Origin of the sequence: Calothrix sp. FACHB-168 (assembly GCF_963889195.1) — a bacterium.
GTDB lineage: Bacteria > Cyanobacteriota > Cyanobacteriia > Cyanobacteriales > Nostocaceae > Aulosira > Aulosira anomala_A.
The window spans coordinates 45,714-62,858 of record NZ_CAWPNJ010000028.1; the positions used below are offsets into that span (position 1 = coordinate 45,714).

General features: G+C 40.6%; 18 protein-coding genes, 1 other RNA gene and 1 pseudogene. 9 read left to right on the top strand and 11 right to left on the bottom strand.

From position 1 onward, the window contains the following. Positions 1-22: 22 nt before the first annotated feature. The 3 genes from AACW45_RS17515 (at position 23) to AACW45_RS17525 (ending at position 1,786) form a co-directional block, all read left to right on the top strand. Positions 23-781, top strand: coding sequence for a metallophosphatase (locus tag AACW45_RS17515; RefSeq protein WP_190633790.1), 759 nt, complete (start codon positions 23-25; stop codon positions 779-781). Between the two features lie 100 nt (positions 782-881). Continuing rightward, on the top strand, positions 882-1,358 hold the full coding sequence (locus AACW45_RS17520; protein WP_190633791.1) for a DUF3592 domain-containing protein: 477 nt from the start codon (positions 882-884) through the stop codon (positions 1,356-1,358). 35 nt (positions 1,359-1,393) lie between these two features. Beyond that, positions 1,394-1,786 (top strand): MAPEG family protein, encoded by a 393-nt coding sequence (locus AACW45_RS17525; protein ID WP_190633792.1) that lies wholly within the window; start codon positions 1,394-1,396, stop codon positions 1,784-1,786. Position 1,787: 1 nt separating this feature from the next. Here AACW45_RS17525 and AACW45_RS17530 read toward each other — a convergent pair. After that, positions 1,788-2,105: pseudogene (locus AACW45_RS17530) on the bottom strand (DUF4351 domain-containing protein); the annotation flags it as partial. Positions 2,106-2,338: 233 nt separating this feature from the next. On the opposite strand from AACW45_RS17530, the gene hemB reads away from it, so the two are divergent. The 4 genes from hemB (at position 2,339) to hisI (ending at position 7,017) form a co-directional block, all read left to right on the top strand. Beyond that, entirely contained in the window at positions 2,339-3,340 is a 1,002-nt protein-coding gene (gene hemB, locus AACW45_RS17535) for a porphobilinogen synthase (RefSeq protein WP_190633794.1), read from the top strand. A gap of 312 nt (positions 3,341-3,652) precedes the next feature. Next, positions 3,653-4,735, top strand: a complete 1,083-nt coding sequence (locus AACW45_RS17540) for a WD40 repeat domain-containing protein (protein ID WP_242045708.1) — start codon at positions 3,653-3,655, stop codon at positions 4,733-4,735. 87 nt (positions 4,736-4,822) lie between these two features. Continuing rightward, on the top strand, positions 4,823-6,667 hold the full coding sequence (gene thrS, locus AACW45_RS17545) for a threonine--tRNA ligase (RefSeq protein WP_190633795.1): 1,845 nt from the start codon (positions 4,823-4,825) through the stop codon (positions 6,665-6,667). A gap of 14 nt (positions 6,668-6,681) precedes the next feature. Beyond that, positions 6,682-7,017 (top strand): phosphoribosyl-AMP cyclohydrolase, encoded by a 336-nt coding sequence (gene hisI / locus AACW45_RS17550; RefSeq protein WP_190633796.1) that lies wholly within the window; start codon positions 6,682-6,684, stop codon positions 7,015-7,017. A 251-nt stretch (positions 7,018-7,268) separates the two neighbouring features. Here the strand turns inward: hisI and AACW45_RS17555 are convergent, their stop codons facing one another. Then, positions 7,269-8,153 (bottom strand): metal ABC transporter permease, encoded by an 885-nt coding sequence (locus AACW45_RS17555; RefSeq protein ID WP_190633797.1) that lies wholly within the window; start codon positions 8,151-8,153, stop codon positions 7,269-7,271. Between the two features lie 165 nt (positions 8,154-8,318). After that, positions 8,319-9,047: a metal ABC transporter ATP-binding protein gene (locus AACW45_RS17560; RefSeq protein WP_190633798.1), complete on the bottom strand. Its 729-nt coding sequence runs from the start codon at positions 9,045-9,047 to the stop codon at positions 8,319-8,321. Between the two features lie 239 nt (positions 9,048-9,286). On the opposite strand from AACW45_RS17560, the gene AACW45_RS17565 reads away from it, so the two are divergent. Continuing rightward, positions 9,287-10,297, top strand: coding sequence for a metal ABC transporter solute-binding protein, Zn/Mn family (locus tag AACW45_RS17565; RefSeq protein WP_190633799.1), 1,011 nt, complete (start codon positions 9,287-9,289; stop codon positions 10,295-10,297). Positions 10,298-10,447: 150 nt separating this feature from the next. On the opposite strand, the gene queF is transcribed toward AACW45_RS17565, so the two are convergent. The 5 genes from queF to AACW45_RS17590 all read right to left on the bottom strand — a co-directional run bounded on the left by queF (position 10,448) and on the right by AACW45_RS17590 (position 12,343). Then, the gene (gene queF, locus AACW45_RS17570; RefSeq protein ID WP_190633800.1) at positions 10,448-10,834 is read right to left on the bottom strand and encodes a preQ(1) synthase; all 387 of its coding nucleotides are present in this window, start codon (positions 10,832-10,834) and stop codon (positions 10,448-10,450) included. A gap of 116 nt (positions 10,835-10,950) precedes the next feature. Next, on the bottom strand, positions 10,951-11,346 hold the full coding sequence (locus AACW45_RS17575; protein WP_190633801.1) for a hypothetical protein: 396 nt from the start codon (positions 11,344-11,346) through the stop codon (positions 10,951-10,953). Positions 11,347-11,530: 184 nt separating this feature from the next. Further along, complete coding sequence (locus AACW45_RS17580; protein WP_190633802.1) at positions 11,531-11,917, bottom strand: phasin family protein; 387 nt, start codon at positions 11,915-11,917, stop codon at positions 11,531-11,533. Positions 11,918-11,942: 25 nt separating this feature from the next. Further along, positions 11,943-12,039: signal recognition particle sRNA small type (gene ffs / locus AACW45_RS17585), an RNA gene on the bottom strand. 37 nt (positions 12,040-12,076) lie between these two features. Next, positions 12,077-12,343, bottom strand: a complete 267-nt coding sequence (locus AACW45_RS17590) for a YciI family protein (RefSeq protein WP_190633803.1) — start codon at positions 12,341-12,343, stop codon at positions 12,077-12,079. Positions 12,344-12,647: 304 nt separating this feature from the next. Here AACW45_RS17590 and AACW45_RS17595 point away from each other — a divergent pair, with 304 nt between their 5' ends. Beyond that, positions 12,648-13,193, top strand: a complete 546-nt coding sequence (locus AACW45_RS17595) for a 2'-5' RNA ligase family protein (RefSeq protein WP_190633804.1) — start codon at positions 12,648-12,650, stop codon at positions 13,191-13,193. Between the two features lie 19 nt (positions 13,194-13,212). Here AACW45_RS17595 and AACW45_RS17600 read toward each other — a convergent pair whose 3' ends face one another. From AACW45_RS17600 to AACW45_RS17610, 3 genes are all read right to left on the bottom strand, one after another. Continuing rightward, the gene (locus AACW45_RS17600) at positions 13,213-14,760 is read right to left on the bottom strand and encodes a serine/threonine-protein kinase (RefSeq protein ID WP_190633805.1); all 1,548 of its coding nucleotides are present in this window, start codon (positions 14,758-14,760) and stop codon (positions 13,213-13,215) included. A gap of 216 nt (positions 14,761-14,976) precedes the next feature. After that, entirely contained in the window at positions 14,977-16,350 is a 1,374-nt protein-coding gene (locus AACW45_RS17605) for a serine/threonine-protein kinase (RefSeq protein WP_190633806.1), read from the bottom strand. A gap of 180 nt (positions 16,351-16,530) precedes the next feature. After that, positions 16,531-17,145 carry a Uma2 family endonuclease gene (locus tag AACW45_RS17610; RefSeq protein WP_190544072.1) on the bottom strand — a complete coding sequence of 205 codons (615 nt, stop codon included), beginning with the start codon at positions 17,143-17,145 and terminating at the stop codon, positions 16,531-16,533.

Sequence of the window (17,145 nt, forward strand, 5' to 3'; positions counted from 1 at the left end):
AAAATCTAAAATCTAAAATTGTATGAAATGGGCTATTTTGAGTGGAATTGAGGGTAATTTGGCAGCTTATGAGGCTGTGATGGCTGATATTAAACGTCAAAGTCGGGTAATAGAGGCTTTGTATATTCTGGGTGATTTAGTAGGGCCGACAGCAGAATCGGAACAGTTGGTAGAACGGGTGCGTAAACCTCGCCGTGGTGAGTTAATACCTCAGATTTGTAAGGGATGGTGGGAAGAACAATGCTTGATTTTGCATTGTTTAGGTGCGACGGGAGAACCGACGGAATTGATGGCTAAATATGGAGGAGATACAGCCAAATTACTTTGGGATAGTGTTTCTCGCCAAACAGTACAATGGATCAGAAATCTGGATTTTGGTTTTTTTGAACTGGATTGTTTGCTAATTCATGGAACAACGGTATCTGTAGATGAGGAACTGACACCAGATACTTCTGCAATTGTAATGTGCGATCGCCTGTCACGAATGCAAGCCCATAATTTATTTTGCGGTCGTTCTGGGTTAGCTTTTCAATACGAATTACAAGCAGGTTCCATCACCACAGGGGTTACCACCCTTGATAGTCCCCCAGTTTCCCAAACCGTCAACATTACACCCAGTCAAGTTATAGGCGTGGGTAATGTGGGACGCAATCCAGGGAAAGCCATCTACACTCTCTACAATCCCAGCACCAACATTGTAGAATTTAAAACTATCCACTATGGAGTAAGTAAGGGGTTTAACCAGACTTTTCAATCTACGAAAGGTAGTTCACATAATTAATGATAGATTTACCGTTAAGTAAATAGTCTGTATTCGTGAAGCTATAAAGCAAGACTGAATGCAGTAATAAAACTTATATTTACTTGGGATTGCCAAATCCATGAATATTAAAATTCGGCAAGTTACATTTGAAGATAAATGGAGTGGAACTTACCTGGTGTTATTTGGATTGCTGATGATTGGGGGAGGTTTTTACGTCAACCACCAAATAACATATGAGCGTGCCCACTTCATAGAAACACAGGGTACAGTTGTGGATAATGCCCATTATCGGGAACGCGATAGTAAGAATCAGCAAAAAGACACCTATGCACCAATTATCGAGTTTTCCGCTAAAGGCGATCGCGTTCAATTTACAGGTCATCGTGATTCTTCTAAAGTAATTAAAGGCAAAATCGTAGTTGTGCGTTACGATCCCAAGCAACCAGCAAAAACTGCACGGGAAGTGCGATCTTTAGAATCATTAGTACCTTGGTTCGTGTTTGGTATGGGTGGCTTAAGTTTAGTTTCTGGAATGCGTCAGTTGTCGCCTATCAGCTTGTCTTTAAGTAAGTCAACCGTCAATCATCAACATTAAGTATACTTTTTTGGTACACAAAGATTTGCATTGATATGTCACCCTGGACTAGTCTGATAACTGCTTTGACACTGGTACTCTACTTAGTCATTACAATTAATGTTGGTCGAGCGAGAGGTAAATATAAAGTACCACCTCCACAAATGACAGGAGATCCGAACTTTGAGCGAGTGTTGCGCGTTCAGCAAAATACTCTAGAGCAAATAGTTCTGTTCTTACCGGGTTTATGGTTATTCTCTTTTTACGTTAACCCGTTATGGGCAGCTGGTATTGGTGCAGTTTGGCTGGTAGGACGAATTGTTTACGCTTGGGGATATTATCAAGCTGCGGAAAAACGTATAGTTGGCTTTGGTATCAGTTCTCTTAGCGGTATGGTTCTACTTGTTGGTTCCCTAGTTGGGATCATTCTATCTTTAGTGCAGCCATAATTTATGCTTCTAACCAAGCTTGCAAATCAGCCAAACTAGTAAAATCTAGCAGTGCTTCCCCTAGATTCTCTAATTGTTCTAGGGGAAGAGATTCAACTTTTTCACGCACCTCTTGAGGTAATTCTCCCACCCGCCGAGTTAATAGACGGATAACCAGCGCTCTTTCTCCTTCTTCCTTAATTTCCCGGTACACTCTCGTTTCTTGAAGCGTAATTCCTAACATTGATTCAACCTCTTTACGGCTCAATTGTTCAAATTTGTACACCATTATCGTGACCAATAACTCAATTATGGCGCGATTTGTAGGTTCGGGCTGTTCAATATTGCATAACTATTAATAGGGGCTGTTGACTGTTGACTGTTGACTGTTGACTGTTGACTGTTGACTGTTGACTGTTGACTGTTGACTGTTGACTGTTGACAGCCCTCACGATGGATTGTGCAACTTAAAAGCAGAATAACCGGATTGCTATTTTTTTGTGAAAGTATTTTGCGGTGCGGACAATGAAAACGATTATCATTATATGTTAGCGATAATCGTTTTCAAATCTCATGTCATCAGAAAATCTTACTCCTACTACCCCAGTACATCGCCCTCGGCGCTTGCGTCGCACTGCTACCTTACGTCGCATGGTTCAGGAAACAACATTGACTGTGGATGACTTGATTTATCCGATGTTTGTCATGGAAGGAGAAGCGCAAAAAGTGGAAATTGCTTCCATGCCGGGATGTTATCGATATAGTCTAGATTTGTTAGTCAATGAAATTGCGGAAGTATCTCGATTGGGGATAAATGCGATCGCATTATTTCCCGTGATTCCAGAAATTAAAAAAGACGATACTGGTACGGAGAGCTACAACCCTGAAGGATTGGTACAGCGCACCATCAAGGCAATTAAACAAGCTGTGCCTGATATCTTAGTAATTACCGATGTCGCCCTTGACCCATTTACTACCCACGGTCATGATGGCATTGTCGATGAAAATGGCGTGATTCTCAACGACCCCACAGTCGAAGTATTAGTGAAAATGGCAGTGTCCCAAGCTGAAGCCGGGTCTGATATGGTTGCGCCTTCCGATATGATGGATGGTAGAGTTGGCGCTATCCGTCGGGGATTAGATGCAGCTGGATATTTTGATGTCAGAATTTTGGCATACTCAGCAAAATACGCCTCTGCATATTACGGGCCTTTTCGCGATGCATTAGATTCTGCGCCTAAGTTTGGCGATAAAAAAACATACCAAATGGATGCCGCAAATTCACGGGAAGCAATCAAGGAAGTAGCCCTAGATATTGCTGAAGGTGCAGATATTGTCATGGTTAAGCCGGCTTTGGCTTATTTGGATATTATCAAAAAGGTAAGAGATTATACTAATTTACCCGTAGCTGCGTATAACGTCAGTGGTGAGTACGCCATGATTAAAGCTGCGGCGCAAAATGGTTGGATTGATGAGAAAAAGGTGATTTTAGAAACTTTAACCAGTATGAAACGGGCTGGTGCTGATTTGATTTTGACTTATTTTGCTAAGGAAGTAGCGTTGATGTTGCTTTAGAGTCAACAGTAGGGGCGGGTTTATTTAGATCATTGTTGATCCACGAGGATATCTGTGAACCCGCCCGTACAACCGTCATTGGTGATTTTTGTGTAACTACTTGGGTAAATTATTGTTTTGCACTCAGAGGTACGCAGAGTTATCAACTCACATCTTGGACTAAAGTATTTATACTGAAATAACTTCTTTTCAATAAACATGTCATTTTCGCAATAAAACGAAAAACGAAGTTTATCAGCCTGCGTAGGCAGGCTTTGGTTGTATAGCCTCACCCTTATAGGGTGTAGGTGCAAGATATCAGTCAAGAGGTTTTTGGGCGTGTCTAGTTTAAAAGCAAAGATACAAGGAGAATTTGAGCAGCAGTGGCGAGGAATGCTGTCAGATTATGTTACAGCAGTTACTTGGTCTCCTCAAGGTGATATTCTCGCCGCTTGTTCTGCGCATGGCGAGGTGATGATGTGGTTGGTGGGAGAAGGAGTTGAGGGAATTTCTCTCCTACCAGGAAATGGAGAATCTTTAGATTGTCTGGCTTTTTCTTGGGATGGTCAATTTCTCGCTGCAACTGGGCAAAATGGAGAGGTGAAAATTTGGCGTTTACAGTCCCAGCAGCCAGAATTAGTCAGTGTACGGAAGAATGATGGTGCTTGGATTGACAGAATGGTGTGGAGTCCAAACAGCAATCTACTGGCTTTTAGTTTAGGTCGCATCGTGCAGATATGGAATGCAGAAATTGGTGAACTTGAGGCGATACTAAATTTTAATACTTCCTCTGTACTTGATATTAATTGGCATCCCAACGGGGAAAGTTTAGCTGTTGCTGGTTATCAAGAGGTAAAAATATGGATGGCGGAAAATTGGAATGATGAACCTTCTTTGTTACCTGTTGAGTCTGCAAGTTTGATGATAACTTGGTCGCCGGATGGTAAATATATCGCTTCTGCGAATATGGATCGTTCAATTACTGTTTTAGAATGGGAGAATCCCAACCCTTGGATGATGCGCGGCTTTCCGGGTAAAATTCGTGATTTAACATGGTCAGATACAGCCACAAAATCTGGCGCACCGCTTTTGGCTGCTGCTAGCGCCGAAGGTGTGGTGGTGTGGGAAAAAAAATCTGATGATTGGGAAGCGCAAGTTCTCACAGTACATCAAGATACAGTGCGATCGCTCCAATTTCAACCCCACACTCACCTGTTAGCTTCTGCTGCTGAAGATGGTTGGGTTTGTCTCTCGAATAAGGGTAAGCGTATATCTCAAGTTCTTGATGGTGCTGCAAATGGTTTCTCTTGTCTATCTTGGCATCCCCAAGGACATTTATTAGCCGCCGGTGGGAATAATGGTGAGTTAATTATTTGGAAAAAGGGGAAGCGAGGTCAAGGTTTTGGCAAAAAGTAGATTTTTTTAACCGACTCCCCACCCTCATGGTGGGGAATTTTCTGTGTTTTGGCGTATAATGATAACGATTATCATTATAGTTTAACTATGGTCAGTTCCTTAAATAAACCCCAGGAAAACCTATCCCAGGAAGACAGTGAGAAACTGCTGCGAATTCGTCACACCTGCGCCCATATCATGGCGATGGCGGTGCAAAAGCTATTTCCTGGGACTAAAGTAGCAACTGGCCCAGTTATAGAAAACGGCTTTTATTACGATTTTGATTGTCCAGTTAGTATTACCCCTGATGATTTGGGAAAAATTGAGCAACAAATGGTGCGGATAATCAAAGCGAATCTTCCTATCATTCGCGAAGAGGTAGAAAGAGCAGAAATTCGCGCTGAAATTACCGAATTAAACGAACCTTATAAATTAGAAATTCTCGACCGGATTCCACCAGCAGAAACAATTACTCGTTACTTTATTGGTAGTCCTGATGTTGGGACACCAGAATCTTCTTTATTTATTACAGATATTCAACCTAACAATAATTATTGGTGGGATTTATGTGCAGGGCCTCACATTAATTTTACTGGTGAAATTCAACCTGATGCTTTTAAATTATTAAATATTGCTGGCGCTTATTGGCAAGGAGATGAAACCAAGCCCCAACTACAACGTATTTATGGTACAGCTTGGGAAACTCCCGCCCAATTAGCAGCATATCTCAAACAAAGAGAAGAAGCCTTACGCCGAGATCATAGAAAATTAGGTCAAGAACTGAACTTATTTAGTATTCAAGAAGCAGCTGGTGGGGGATTAGTTTTTTGGCATCCCAAAGGTGCAAATATTCGCTACATTATTGAAGATTATTGGCGCAAAGCCCATCTAGAATCAGGATATCAATTACTCTACACTCCCCATATAGCCAATCTTGATTTATGGAAAACATCGGGTCATTTTGACTTTTATCAAGAGAATATGTTTGACTCGATGGATGTAGAAAATCAGGCTTATCAAATTAAGCCGATGAATTGTCCCTTTCATGTTTTAACTTACAAGCATCAACTCCATTCCTATCGCGAATTACCCTTAAGATTGGCAGAATTAGGTACAGTTTATCGCTATGAACGCTCCGGGGCTTTACATGGTTTGATGCGGGTGAGAGGATTTACCCAAGACGATGCACATATTTTCTGTTTACCTCACCAAATCGCTGAAGAAATTCTCAAAGTTTTAAATCTTACAGAACAGATTTTGTCAGATTTTGGCTTTAAAAATTATGAAGTTAATCTTTCTACCCGTCCAGATAAATCAGTAGGAACAGATACAGTCTGGGAGTTAGCAACATCAGCGCTCAAACAAGCTTTAGATGCTAAAGGCTGGAATTATGTTGTTGATGAAGGTGGTGGTGCTTTTTATGGCCCCAAAATTGATATTAAAATCCAAGATGCTATCGGTCGTTTGTGGCAATGTTCCACAATTCAGGTAGATTTTAATTTACCAGAACGTTTTGATATGGAATATATTGCAGCTGATGGTAGTCGTCAACGACCGATTATGATTCATCGGGCTATTTTTGGTTCTTTAGAAAGGTTTTTTGGCATTTTAGTAGAAAACTATGCTGGTGATTTTCCCTTATGGTTAGCCCCAATTCAAGTACGCTTATTACCTGTGAGTGATGATGTGCGAGAATATGCTGAATCTGTAGTAATTGCTTTAAAAAAAGCTGGGATAAGAGCCGAAATAGACAACAGTGGTGAGCGATTAGGAAAACAAATTCGTACAGCCGAATTAGAGAAAATTCCTGTTGTGGCTGTTGTCGGTAAAAAAGAAGTAGAAAATCAAAATCTGAGCGTCAGAACTAGACTCGGCGGAGATTTAGGAACTATGAATCTGGATGAATTGCTTCACCGCTTAGAAGAGGTTGTAATTGCTAAACAAGTTATTTAAAAGCAGTTAATCAAATGTTGAACAATTTGCAGTTTAACGACCAAGGTTTGATTCCAGCTATCGCCCAAGATTACCGCGATGGTACAGTTTTAATGATGGCTTGGATGAACCGGGAATCAATTGAAAAAACACTCGCTACTGGTGAAGCTCATTATTGGAGTCGGTCGCGTTGCCAATTATGGCATAAAGGGGCGACATCTGGGCATATTCAAAAAGTCCAACAGCTTTTTTATGATTGTGATGGAGATACCATTTTGTTGAAAGTTGAGCAAGTTGGTGATATTGCTTGTCACACTGGTGCAAGAAGTTGTTTTTTTAATGCTGTAGCCATATCTGTAACCGAATTCTAGATTTTAGATTTTGGGTTGTTGGCGTAGCCTCTCCTTCAGGAGAAGATTTAACATTTAAAGTCTAAACTAGCCAAAGAGCAAGTTAATTCATATTTGCTCTACAAAAACTAATAGCAATTCTCTGTGAAATTGAGCTTAATCATTACTCCTTCTTACTTGGCGTACTTGGCGGTTCATTTTATAAATAAAAGCTCATCTTCATAGAGAATTTGTATATTCTACAAAGAATAAACCTAAAATCTAAAATTAACTCATTTCTTTTTTGCAGATGTCAATTGTTGAATTAGTCTAGCTCTTTGATGAGCCATTTCTGGTCTCGTGAGAATTCCCTGTGATGGGCTTAATAAAAGCGCTAATAAAAATAGTCCAGATATGACTAGAACAATTGCGGCTCCTGATGGCACATTTAAATAATAGCTGATATACATGCCGCTCACGCTGCCAACTATACCAATAATTGCTCCTAAAAACATCATTTGATGTAATTCTTTGACTAATAAATAAGCTGTGATAGCAGGCCCAATTAATAGTGATACTACTAAAACTACTCCCACTGCTTGCATACTAGCAATGATGGTCAGAGTAATGGCGGAAATTAAACCGATTTGCATTAAATTTACAGGTAATCCTATTGCTTGCGCGGCTAAAGCATCAAAGGTGTAAAATAATAATTCTTTGTAAAATAATTTTACACCTAGTAAAACAATTATTGTAATTATTAAAGTACGTGCAACATCAGATGTAGTTACGCCTAAAATATCGCCAAATAAAAAACTATGCAGGTCTATTTGACTTTTTAATATTGTAATTAGCATAATTCCTAATGCTAAAAAACCTGAAAAAACCATTGCCATTGCTACATCAACTTTTACCCGTGACTGAGTTTCAATCCAGGCAATAATCAAGGTACTGATTGTACCAGAAATGAACGCACCGATAAAAATATCGACACCAAAAAAAAAGGCGATCGCTAATCCTGGTAAAACAGCATGAGCAATCACATCTCCTAATAATCCCATGCGTTGTACAATCAAATAGCTACCGACAACAGCACACAATACCCCCAGCATTATGGATGTAAATAAGGCGTTGCGCATAAATTCAAATTGTAGCGGCTCTAAAAGTAGATTTAACATTAAATAAACTCCACATTAATTAACAGGTATTACGTAACTTTAAGAGAATTTTAACCGCAGAGGACACAGCGAAAAGTGTGGTCTTGGGGGTTTCCCCCATGAACAACTTTTCAAGACAGAGAACGCAGAGAGATAAGAGTTTGATTTTTTGTGCATCAGTTCTAATTAAATTAATTCACTGCGGAGAAAAAAGACTCCATCACCATAGGCTTTTTGAATATTTTTAGCATTTATGACTTCTGCACTATTTCCATCAGCAATAATGGTTTTATTGAGAAGTAAAAATCGGTCATATCTGCGGGAAACTTCGCCCAAATCGTGACCAATCACCATCAAGGTTTTATTTTGATATTTCAGTTCGTTAAATACTTCAAAAATTACCGCCTCGGTTTTTTTGTCTACACCGACAAATGGCTCATCAAAAAAGAATAACTCAGCTTGTTGGGCAAGCGATCGCGCTAAAAATACTCTTTGCTGTTGTCCTCCCGATAATTCCCCAATCTGACGCTGACGCAATTCCCACATCCCCACACGTTCTAAAGCTTCTCTGACTATGGCTTGGGATTGGCGAGAATGGGAACGAAACCACCCTGTATGTCTAGTTCTCGCCATCATCACCACATTAAACACTGTAATCGGGTAATCCCAATCAATTTGACTTTTTTGCGGTACATAAGCAATTTGCGCCAAATGCTGTTTCAAGGAACCGTTACGAAATTTAACTACCCCACTTTCACGGGGAATTAAACCCAAAATCGCTTTCACCATCGTACTTTTACCCGCACCATTGGGGCCGATGACACCAACGATTTGTCCTGGTTCTAGGCGGAAACTGACATCAGTCACCGCACAAACGCCTCTGTAGTTAACTGCTAAATGACGAACTTCTAACATTAGGTAACTCCAAAAAATAAATTATTCCATTAAAGTCGTTGACTGCGGTTATTGAGTTTTGACTGCGGGGTAGTTTCGGCTTCGCTCAACTACCGCGCAGTCGAAGTGTTGACGGTTCACAGTTAACAGTCAACAGTCAACAATGAACAAATAGCAATGGAATATTTTTTTACTTAAAAGTCCCTGAGACTCCGATTTTATGATAATGATAATCATAATCATATTTCTGAGTATCAACAATGTTAGAAAATCGACAAAATAAAGGACTGATGGTATTAGCTCTTACCTTCAGCTTACTGGGATGCGAGGCGACACCAACCACAACACAACAAACAAAACCAGTAGACAGCGCTGCTTCCATTGCAACTGCAAACCCAGCTACCGCCGCCAGCGAAGTTCCGTTGGTGGTAGCAACTAATACGATACTTTGCGATTTAACCAAACAAATAGCCGCCACAACAGTGAATCTGCAATGTTTGATTCAGCCTGGTTCCGATCCTCATGTTTACCAAGCTAAACCAGGCGATCGCAAAGCCATTGAACAAGCTAAATTGATATTATATGGCGGTTATGACTTTGAACCGGAGTTAATTAAGTTGATCAAAGCAACTTCTAACCCAGCTACCAAAGTCGCAGTGAACGAACTAGCTGTTCCCAACCCGCAAAAGTTTGCAGAAGATGGCAAAACTGTCACCGATCCCCATGTTTGGCATAATGCTCAAAATGGGGTAGCCATAGCGAAGGTAATTGGCGACAGTTTGAGTAAATTAAAACCAGAAAATGCTAATTTATATAGTGAAAATACTCAAAAAGTTACTAACGAAATTAGCAAAATCGACACCTGGATTAAATCGGAAGTAGCAACAATTCCACCAAAAAATCGCAAGTTAGTCACAACTCACGATGCTTTAGGTTATTACGCTCAAGCCTATGGTATCCCTGTAGAACAAGCATTAGGGGGAATTAGCACTGAAGCCGCACCCACAGCCGCCAGGGTGAGTGCATTGGTGAAAGATATTCAAAAAACTGGCGTACCGACGATTTTTGCAGAGGTAACAAATGATGCCAAGTTAATTACAGCAGTAGCGAAAAATGCTAATGTCAAGGTTTCAGACAGAGAACTCTATGCTGATAGTTTAGGAGAAGCAGGGAGTGATGCCGATACCTATCAAAAAATGCTGATTGCAAATACCCAATCGATTGTTGAGGGTTTGGGAGGGAAGTATACGCCATTTGGCATTTCTAATTAAAAAAAATATTCCATTCCTCTTTTTCACTATTGTACGGGCGGGTTTTGTCAAATATTCATGCTTGAAAACAGATATGTTGGTTAAACCCACCCCTAATGACTCTTAACTGTCAACAGTCAACAGTCAACAGTCAACGAGATAATTTAGGTATTATTTTTGATGACGTACTTCCACCACAGTATGCACATTCCCACGGGGAGTAAAATCTGCTTTGACTGTCACCTCTAAAGGATCGCAAGCAGCGACAAAATCATCAAGAATTTGATTTGCAGATTCCTCGTGAGAAATATAGCGATCGCGGTAACTGTTAATATAAAGCTTCAGCGCTTTTAACTCCACTACCCGCTCATCGGGGACGTAGGTAATATAAATCGTCGCAAAATCCGGATAGCCAGAAAACGGACATTTACAAGTAAACTCCGGTAAAGTAATGCTAACCTCATATCGCCTACCCACACGCGGATTCGGAAAGGTAATTAATTGTCCTTCCGCAATCTCGCGTTCGCCATATTTCATTTCTTTGGTGTCAGTTGTCATTTGTCAAATAGTCAGTTGTAATTGGGCATTGGGCATTGGGCATTGGGCATTGGGCATTGGGCAGAGACGCGATTAATCGCGTCTGTACAATTGTTTTTGTCCACCTTCCCTTGTCCCTAATCCTGTTCCCAGTCTGGACAATTATTATCATCCCAGCCGTGAGGATGCATGGCACAGACTAATAAATTACCACCATAAGCTTGTCCGTGGTAATGGGTACAACCGATACAAGCCGGATTTTTTTCTGCTGTGGCTTCCACTGAATAGGGAAAACCCGGATCTAAATCTGTAACTACATCTTCTAGTTCCCAGTAAGCCTCAAACATTGGCTCGGCTAAATCTTGTAAATACTGGTCAACTTCAGTCGCAATTGTAGTTTGTACCTGTTCAGTAATTTCTTCTGTGAGTTCCAAAAAAGCATCTACCATGTCACTCATTCCCAGGAAAAACTGCTCTACTTCCTCAGCCACAGTCTCAATGATGTCGATCAAATCTTTTTGCCAATTGTCCATAAACTTGACACCTTTACTGGCTGATGAATAGAGCGCTCAGTGTGACCTGGCTGGAAGTACTAGTATCTTAGCTGAAAGTTCACAAAGGATTTTGGATTCCCGCCATGATTTACTAGGTAGATCCTAGTTCAAGTATATGCAAAAATTTACTTTGTTTGTGCTATGGCTAAATTACTGCTATTGACTAGTCATTGCGTTGCAACCGTTTTAACTCTTCTTGCAGTTCTAGCACTTGGTTACGCAATCCATCTACATCATCAGTTGGGGAGGAATCTTTGACCGTTGGTTCTTCATCTTCCTCGACAATTTCGATGCGACGAGGTTCAGCAGGCGGTGTTTTGTCTGTAGGTGCGGTAGATGATGGAGGCTGTTGAGCTTGCTTCATCATATCTTCGACAAAGCGGCGGGCTTCATCTGTGGTCATTTCGCCCTTTGCCACCATTTCATCGGCCAGTTTTTGGACTTGCGATCGCACTTCGGCTAATTTTCCCCCTGCTTTCTCACCCGCGTAAGAAGCTAAACCAACACCGAGGTAAAAAGCTTTTTGAACAATATCTCCAAAACCAGGCATTGCTGCTGAACGCTCCTAAAAATAGGGCGACCCGGAGTTTACGCCTACCACAAGCATCCCGTATTGCTGCTACCTTCCGGTCCTGACAAGATTTGGGCGTTGAAGTCGCATAAGTCCAGGTCTATTAATAGAGTAGCACAATAATTCCGTAATTGGATGTTATTCCACAATAATTCGCCATTCGTGTAGCTGATAATTCACACAACCGTTTGCTACTAAGGGATCACGGGCGATAATTTCTTGGGCTTCTGTCATTGATTGCGCCTCAAATACCATCATCCCGCCGCCGAATTCTGCCCAGTAACCAGTTCTGGCTTTATGTCCTTTAGTAATTAAATCCTCAACGTAAGCTTTATGGGCAGGTACATATTTGTCAAAGGTAGGTTTATCAACTTTGCCCGTTTCAATTTTGACGAAAATTGGCATTTACTCACAACCTCCAGAATTTTGCTATCCTCAAATCCATAGGATAAGGGAACTCCAGAAAATAAATTATCCCAAATTGTAGGGCTACGGTAACCCAAGCCCTACGAGTTGCGGGCTTGGTAATACCAATTCAAATAATCTTTGCAACACATCAAAATATTATCGAGGGCATGGCAGTGCCAGTGCCCCTACAATCTGTCGCCTTCTTTTTTCCAATTGGTATAAGTTAATGATTGGGATGTTTTTTATTTGGAAGTCCCTAAGTCCTTCCCCTTCTGCGATCTGCCCTCTACCTTAAAATTAAATGAGCCTGTTTTTCATAGCTTTGTTACCACCGCAAGATATTCAAGATTACGCCAACGAAATCAAGCAGTATTTTGCTGATAATTACGCCAGCCGACACGCGCAAAAGTCCCCGCCGCACATTACGCTACAACAGCCTTTTAAATGGGCAAATCGTGATGTATCTAAAATAGAAGCTACTCTGGCGGAGTTTGCGAGTCAAAAACAGTCGCTACCAATTACTCTGAATGGGTTTGCAGCTTTTCCACCCCATGTCATCTATATAGATGTGGTGCAAAGCCAAGAATTGCTGAATTTGCAAGCAGACTTAAAAGCCGTTGTCGAAGCAAATTTGGGTATTGTAGACAAGGAAGGTAAAAACCACCGCTTTACACCCCACATGACAGTTGCTTTCCGCGATTTAACCAGACAAAATTTTCAAGCAGCTTGGCCAGAATTTGCAAATCGCCAGTTATATTTTGATTTTATTGCTGATAAGGTAACATTATTAATTCACGAATGTAAGCGATGGCATATCAAATCAGAATTTGCTTTTTTACCCCATTGACTATTGGCTTGTGAGCAAATTATCTAGTATCACCAACAACCCATCTGCGATTTTCAGCATCCCATAATAATAGAAAAGTCACCTTGGCTGGGACAATTTTTCCTGTTTTCATCGTATATTCTAAATTAGTATTAAGTGTAGCTGCATTTTCGTTGGCTTGTAGTAAATTAACTTGTGAAACATATACGCTTTGGACTCTATTTCCCCACCAATCTATATAGGAAAGATAGCCGTTGGGGTGAAGTTTGCGATTATTTTGATAGCTGGGTGCTAGCAGATTCCATGAAGTTGGAAATTGACCTTGATTGATAATTGCAAAATAATCTTGTATCGCTTGTTCTGGTGATGGACGTTCAACTGATGTTGGTGTTATGGGAGAAACTTGCACAGATGGGGTAGGACTGGGAATGGTGGTATTTGGTGTAGCGGTTTCTTGGGGTTGATTGCGGATTGTTGCAGATTCGTTAGATGGCTGTGGGGACTGTGCTATTTGCGGTTGTTTATTATTAGCGATCGCAAAACCAATTATAGCTGCACCCACAATCAAGCCACCTGCGATTAAACTGGCGATTAAGACTCCTTTTTGTCCGTTATTTGTAGGCTGAGGATTAGTTGGTTGATAAGATCCACCAGGACTAACGGGAATTGTCTGCTGTTGATAAGATACACCTGGACTAACTGGGATTGTTGGTGGTGTTGATGCTACTGGTTGAGGGTTATAAGGTTGTGTGGGAGGAAAGGTATTTGCGCCAATTTGCAAGGCTTGTAGCATTTCTCTAGCTGTAGGGAAGCGATCGCGTGGATGATAGGCGATCGCTTTATCGATCACTCCTGCTAATGTTGGACTCACGTTTAATGCATAATGAGACCAAATTATTTCGCCTGTTCGCGGATCTGTTTCTAATTCTTGTGGTTGTTTCCCCGTCAGCAAATAAATTGCTGTCATGCCTAAACTATATAAATCGCTGGAAAATACCGGTCTCCCCATAGCTTGTTCGCTGGGCATATAACCGGGTGTACCAATGATAATCGAGCTGGTAGGTAGCCCTTGGGAATTAAATACCGTTCCCATTGTTTCCCGCACTGCACCAAAATCTATGAGTACGGGTTTACCGTCGCGATCGCGCAAAATAATATTATCTGGTTTAATATCGCGGTGAATAATCCGCTTTGAGTGAATATACTCTAAAACTGGTAATAAATTTACTAATATTTCTTTAACAGCACTTTCACTAAATCTTCCTAGCTGTTGCATCTTTGCAGTCAGAGTTTGACCTTGAATCAACTCCTGAACCACATAAAATTGCCCTTCTGACTGAAAATAGGCATATAAGGCGGGTATTTGGTCTGTAGCGCCACCTAAATCTTCTAAAATCGCTGCTTCTCTTTGAAACCGTTCTTGTACCAGTTGATAAACCTGGGGATTATTTTGAATCGGTTTGAGTTGTTTAATCACACAGCGACGCCTAGAGGGCATTTGGGTATCTTCTGCTAAGAAAGTTTCACCAAATCCACCGCCCCCTAAGGTATCAATTACTTGATAGCGATTGTTAAGCAGCGTTTGCATAAGTTGGCGTTAGCCAGTCAGAATCAGGATATCAATTGTATATTTTATAGCATGTTGCATTAAAGGCAAAATCTACTAAGGAGTCGTGTAAAAATACGTTGAACAATTTAATATTTGTAGTGCGGGCATCTTGCCCGCGCGAGCAAGATGCTCGCACTACTTATTTTTACTTAATGCCTAATTGAATATTATGAACTTATAATTACGTGTTTATTGTTAATTTGGCAAGCCGACTTCTGCCCAAACAGCAGTATATGGAGAAGTAGAGGTTGGATCGATAAAATAATCTAAGTTCAGAATAACTATTTTCTCGCCATTTGCTAAAGTACTAACTTTTTCTGGTAATTCATAATTAGGTTTTTGTGGTTTATTTTTCCTAACATTGACTCCATTAATCACTGTCACCTGAGTACCAACTTGAGGAACAACAGAGGGGCTGATTGTAATAGGTTGATTTGTGGAAATTAGAGTTTCTCCAACTGTGGCAGTACCTACAGTATTATTAACAGCACCAAGCCTAATCCAACCACGAGATAACGGTTGATTTGTTGGAAATGTGGCAGTCTGAGTGACTGACGTAGTCTTGATATAAATAGCGATCGCACCCACACCAATTAAACCAAAAAATATCAAAATTACTAAAAACATCCCATTTTTGGTTTTATCTGAATTCGTAGGTTGATAAGATACGCCTGGGCTAACAGAAATTGTCTGTGGTGTTGATGCTACTGGTTGAGGATTATAAGGCTGTGTGGGTGGAAATGTATTTGCGCCAATTTGCAAGGCTTGTAGCATTTCTCTAGCTGTAGCGAAGCGATCGCGTGGATGATAGGCGATCGCTTTATCAATTACTCCTGCTAATGTTGGACTCACGTTTAATGCATAATGAGACCAAATAATTTCCCCTGTTCTTGGATCTGTTTCTAATTCTTGTGGTTGTTTCCCCGTCAGCAAATAAATTGCTGTCATACCTAAACTATATAAATCGCTGGAAAATACCGGTCTCCCCATTGCTTGTTCGCTGGGCATATAACCGGGTGTACCAATGATAATTGAACTGGTAGGATTGCCTTGGGAATTAAATACTGTGCCCATTGTTTCCCGCACTGCACCAAAATCTATCAGTACGGGTTTACCGTCGCGATCGCGCAAAATAATATTATCTGGTTTAATATCGCGGTGAATAATCCGCTTTGAGTGAATATACTCTAAAACTGGTAATAAATTTACTAATATTTCTTTAACAGCACTTTCACTAAATCTTCCTAGCTGTTGCATCTTTGCAGTCAGAGTTTGACCTTGAATCAACTCCTGAACTACATAAAATTGCCCTTCTGACTGAAAATAGGCATATAAGGCGGGTATTTGGTCTGTAGCGCCACCTAAATCTTCTAAAATCGCTGCTTCTCTTTGAAACCGTTCTTGTACCAGTTGATAAACCTGGGGATTATTTTGAATTGGTTTAAGTTGTTTAATTACACAGCGACGCCTAGAGGGCATTTGGGTATCTTCTGCTAAGAAAGTTTCACCAAATCCACCGCCCCCTAAGGTATCAATTACTTGATAGCGATTGTTAAGCAGCGTTTGCATAAGTTGGCGTTAGCCAGTCAGAATCAGGATATCAATTGTATATTTTATAGCATGTTGGGTTTGAGATTTAAACAAGATAGCTTTGCTGAAGGGAAGGGAGACGTAGAAACAAAACAATGCAGAGAATGTTTAGTTATTGATTGGAGATCGCTTCACCACGCCTATGAAAATATCAGGTTATTATCCTGCTATAAATATCTGCTCTACTGTTAAATTTAATTCCGGGAATGTTGGAGACTGAATTTGATCGCTACCCCGAAATTGAGTAACTTGATATTCACCATTAATCAATTGATAAAGTGAAAAAGTAGGTTGTTTAGGATTGCCAATAAATTTTCTCGCACCTAACGCTGCATAGTCAACAACCCAATATTCAGGAATACCCATTTCCTCGTAATCAGCAAGTTTTAAATAATAATCGTCTCGCCAATTAGTACTTACAACCTCTATAACTAAAGGGATTGATGCACCATTGATAATAGTGGAAGATTTTTCCCAAAGAGGTTCCGAGGCTAAAGCTGCATCATTTACGATCAAAACATCTGGGAAATAACCTGATTCTCTTGCTGGAGGTTTTACTATCGCTTGATTAGGGATAAAGTAGGGAAGATTTAACCTGTCAAACTCCACAGATAGCTTTCTTACCAAAAACCCTTTTACTTTCTCATGTTTCCCTGTTGGCTGTGACATTTCGACAATTTCCCCATTGTGCAGTTCGTAGCGTACCCCAGAGTTTTCGGGATACCAAGCAATAAATTCATCAAAAGTAACTATTTTTGGTACAGCTTGAGTCAT

Excerpts from the sequence above, each read along its gene's own strand:
- AACW45_RS17515 (WP_190633790.1), top strand. The coding sequence starts at position 23 with ATGAAATGGGCTATTTTGAGTGGAATTGAGGGTAATTTGGCAGCTTAT.
- AACW45_RS17520 (WP_190633791.1), top strand. The coding sequence starts at position 882 with ATGAATATTAAAATTCGGCAAGTTACATTTGAAGATAAATGGAGTGGA.
- AACW45_RS17525 (WP_190633792.1), top strand. The coding sequence starts at position 1,394 with ATGTCACCCTGGACTAGTCTGATAACTGCTTTGACACTGGTACTCTAC.
- hemB (WP_190633794.1), top strand. The coding sequence starts at position 2,339 with ATGTCATCAGAAAATCTTACTCCTACTACCCCAGTACATCGCCCTCGG.
- thrS (WP_190633795.1), top strand. The coding sequence starts at position 4,823 with ATGGTCAGTTCCTTAAATAAACCCCAGGAAAACCTATCCCAGGAAGAC.
- hisI (WP_190633796.1), top strand. The coding sequence starts at position 6,682 with ATGTTGAACAATTTGCAGTTTAACGACCAAGGTTTGATTCCAGCTATC.
- AACW45_RS17555 (WP_190633797.1), bottom strand. The coding sequence starts at position 8,153 with ATGTTAAATCTACTTTTAGAGCCGCTACAATTTGAATTTATGCGCAAC.
- AACW45_RS17560 (WP_190633798.1), bottom strand. The coding sequence starts at position 9,047 with ATGTTAGAAGTTCGTCATTTAGCAGTTAACTACAGAGGCGTTTGTGCG.
- AACW45_RS17565 (WP_190633799.1), top strand. The coding sequence starts at position 9,287 with ATGTTAGAAAATCGACAAAATAAAGGACTGATGGTATTAGCTCTTACC.
- queF (WP_190633800.1), bottom strand. The coding sequence starts at position 10,834 with ATGACAACTGACACCAAAGAAATGAAATATGGCGAACGCGAGATTGCG.
- AACW45_RS17575 (WP_190633801.1), bottom strand. The coding sequence starts at position 11,346 with ATGGACAATTGGCAAAAAGATTTGATCGACATCATTGAGACTGTGGCT.
- AACW45_RS17580 (WP_190633802.1), bottom strand. The coding sequence starts at position 11,917 with ATGCCTGGTTTTGGAGATATTGTTCAAAAAGCTTTTTACCTCGGTGTT.
- AACW45_RS17590 (WP_190633803.1), bottom strand. The coding sequence starts at position 12,343 with ATGCCAATTTTCGTCAAAATTGAAACGGGCAAAGTTGATAAACCTACC.
- AACW45_RS17595 (WP_190633804.1), top strand. The coding sequence starts at position 12,648 with ATGAGCCTGTTTTTCATAGCTTTGTTACCACCGCAAGATATTCAAGAT.
- AACW45_RS17600 (WP_190633805.1), bottom strand. The coding sequence starts at position 14,760 with ATGCAAACGCTGCTTAACAATCGCTATCAAGTAATTGATACCTTAGGG.
- AACW45_RS17605 (WP_190633806.1), bottom strand. The coding sequence starts at position 16,350 with ATGCAAACGCTGCTTAACAATCGCTATCAAGTAATTGATACCTTAGGG.
- AACW45_RS17610 (WP_190544072.1), bottom strand. The coding sequence starts at position 17,145 with ATGACTCAAGCTGTACCAAAAATAGTTACTTTTGATGAATTTATTGCT.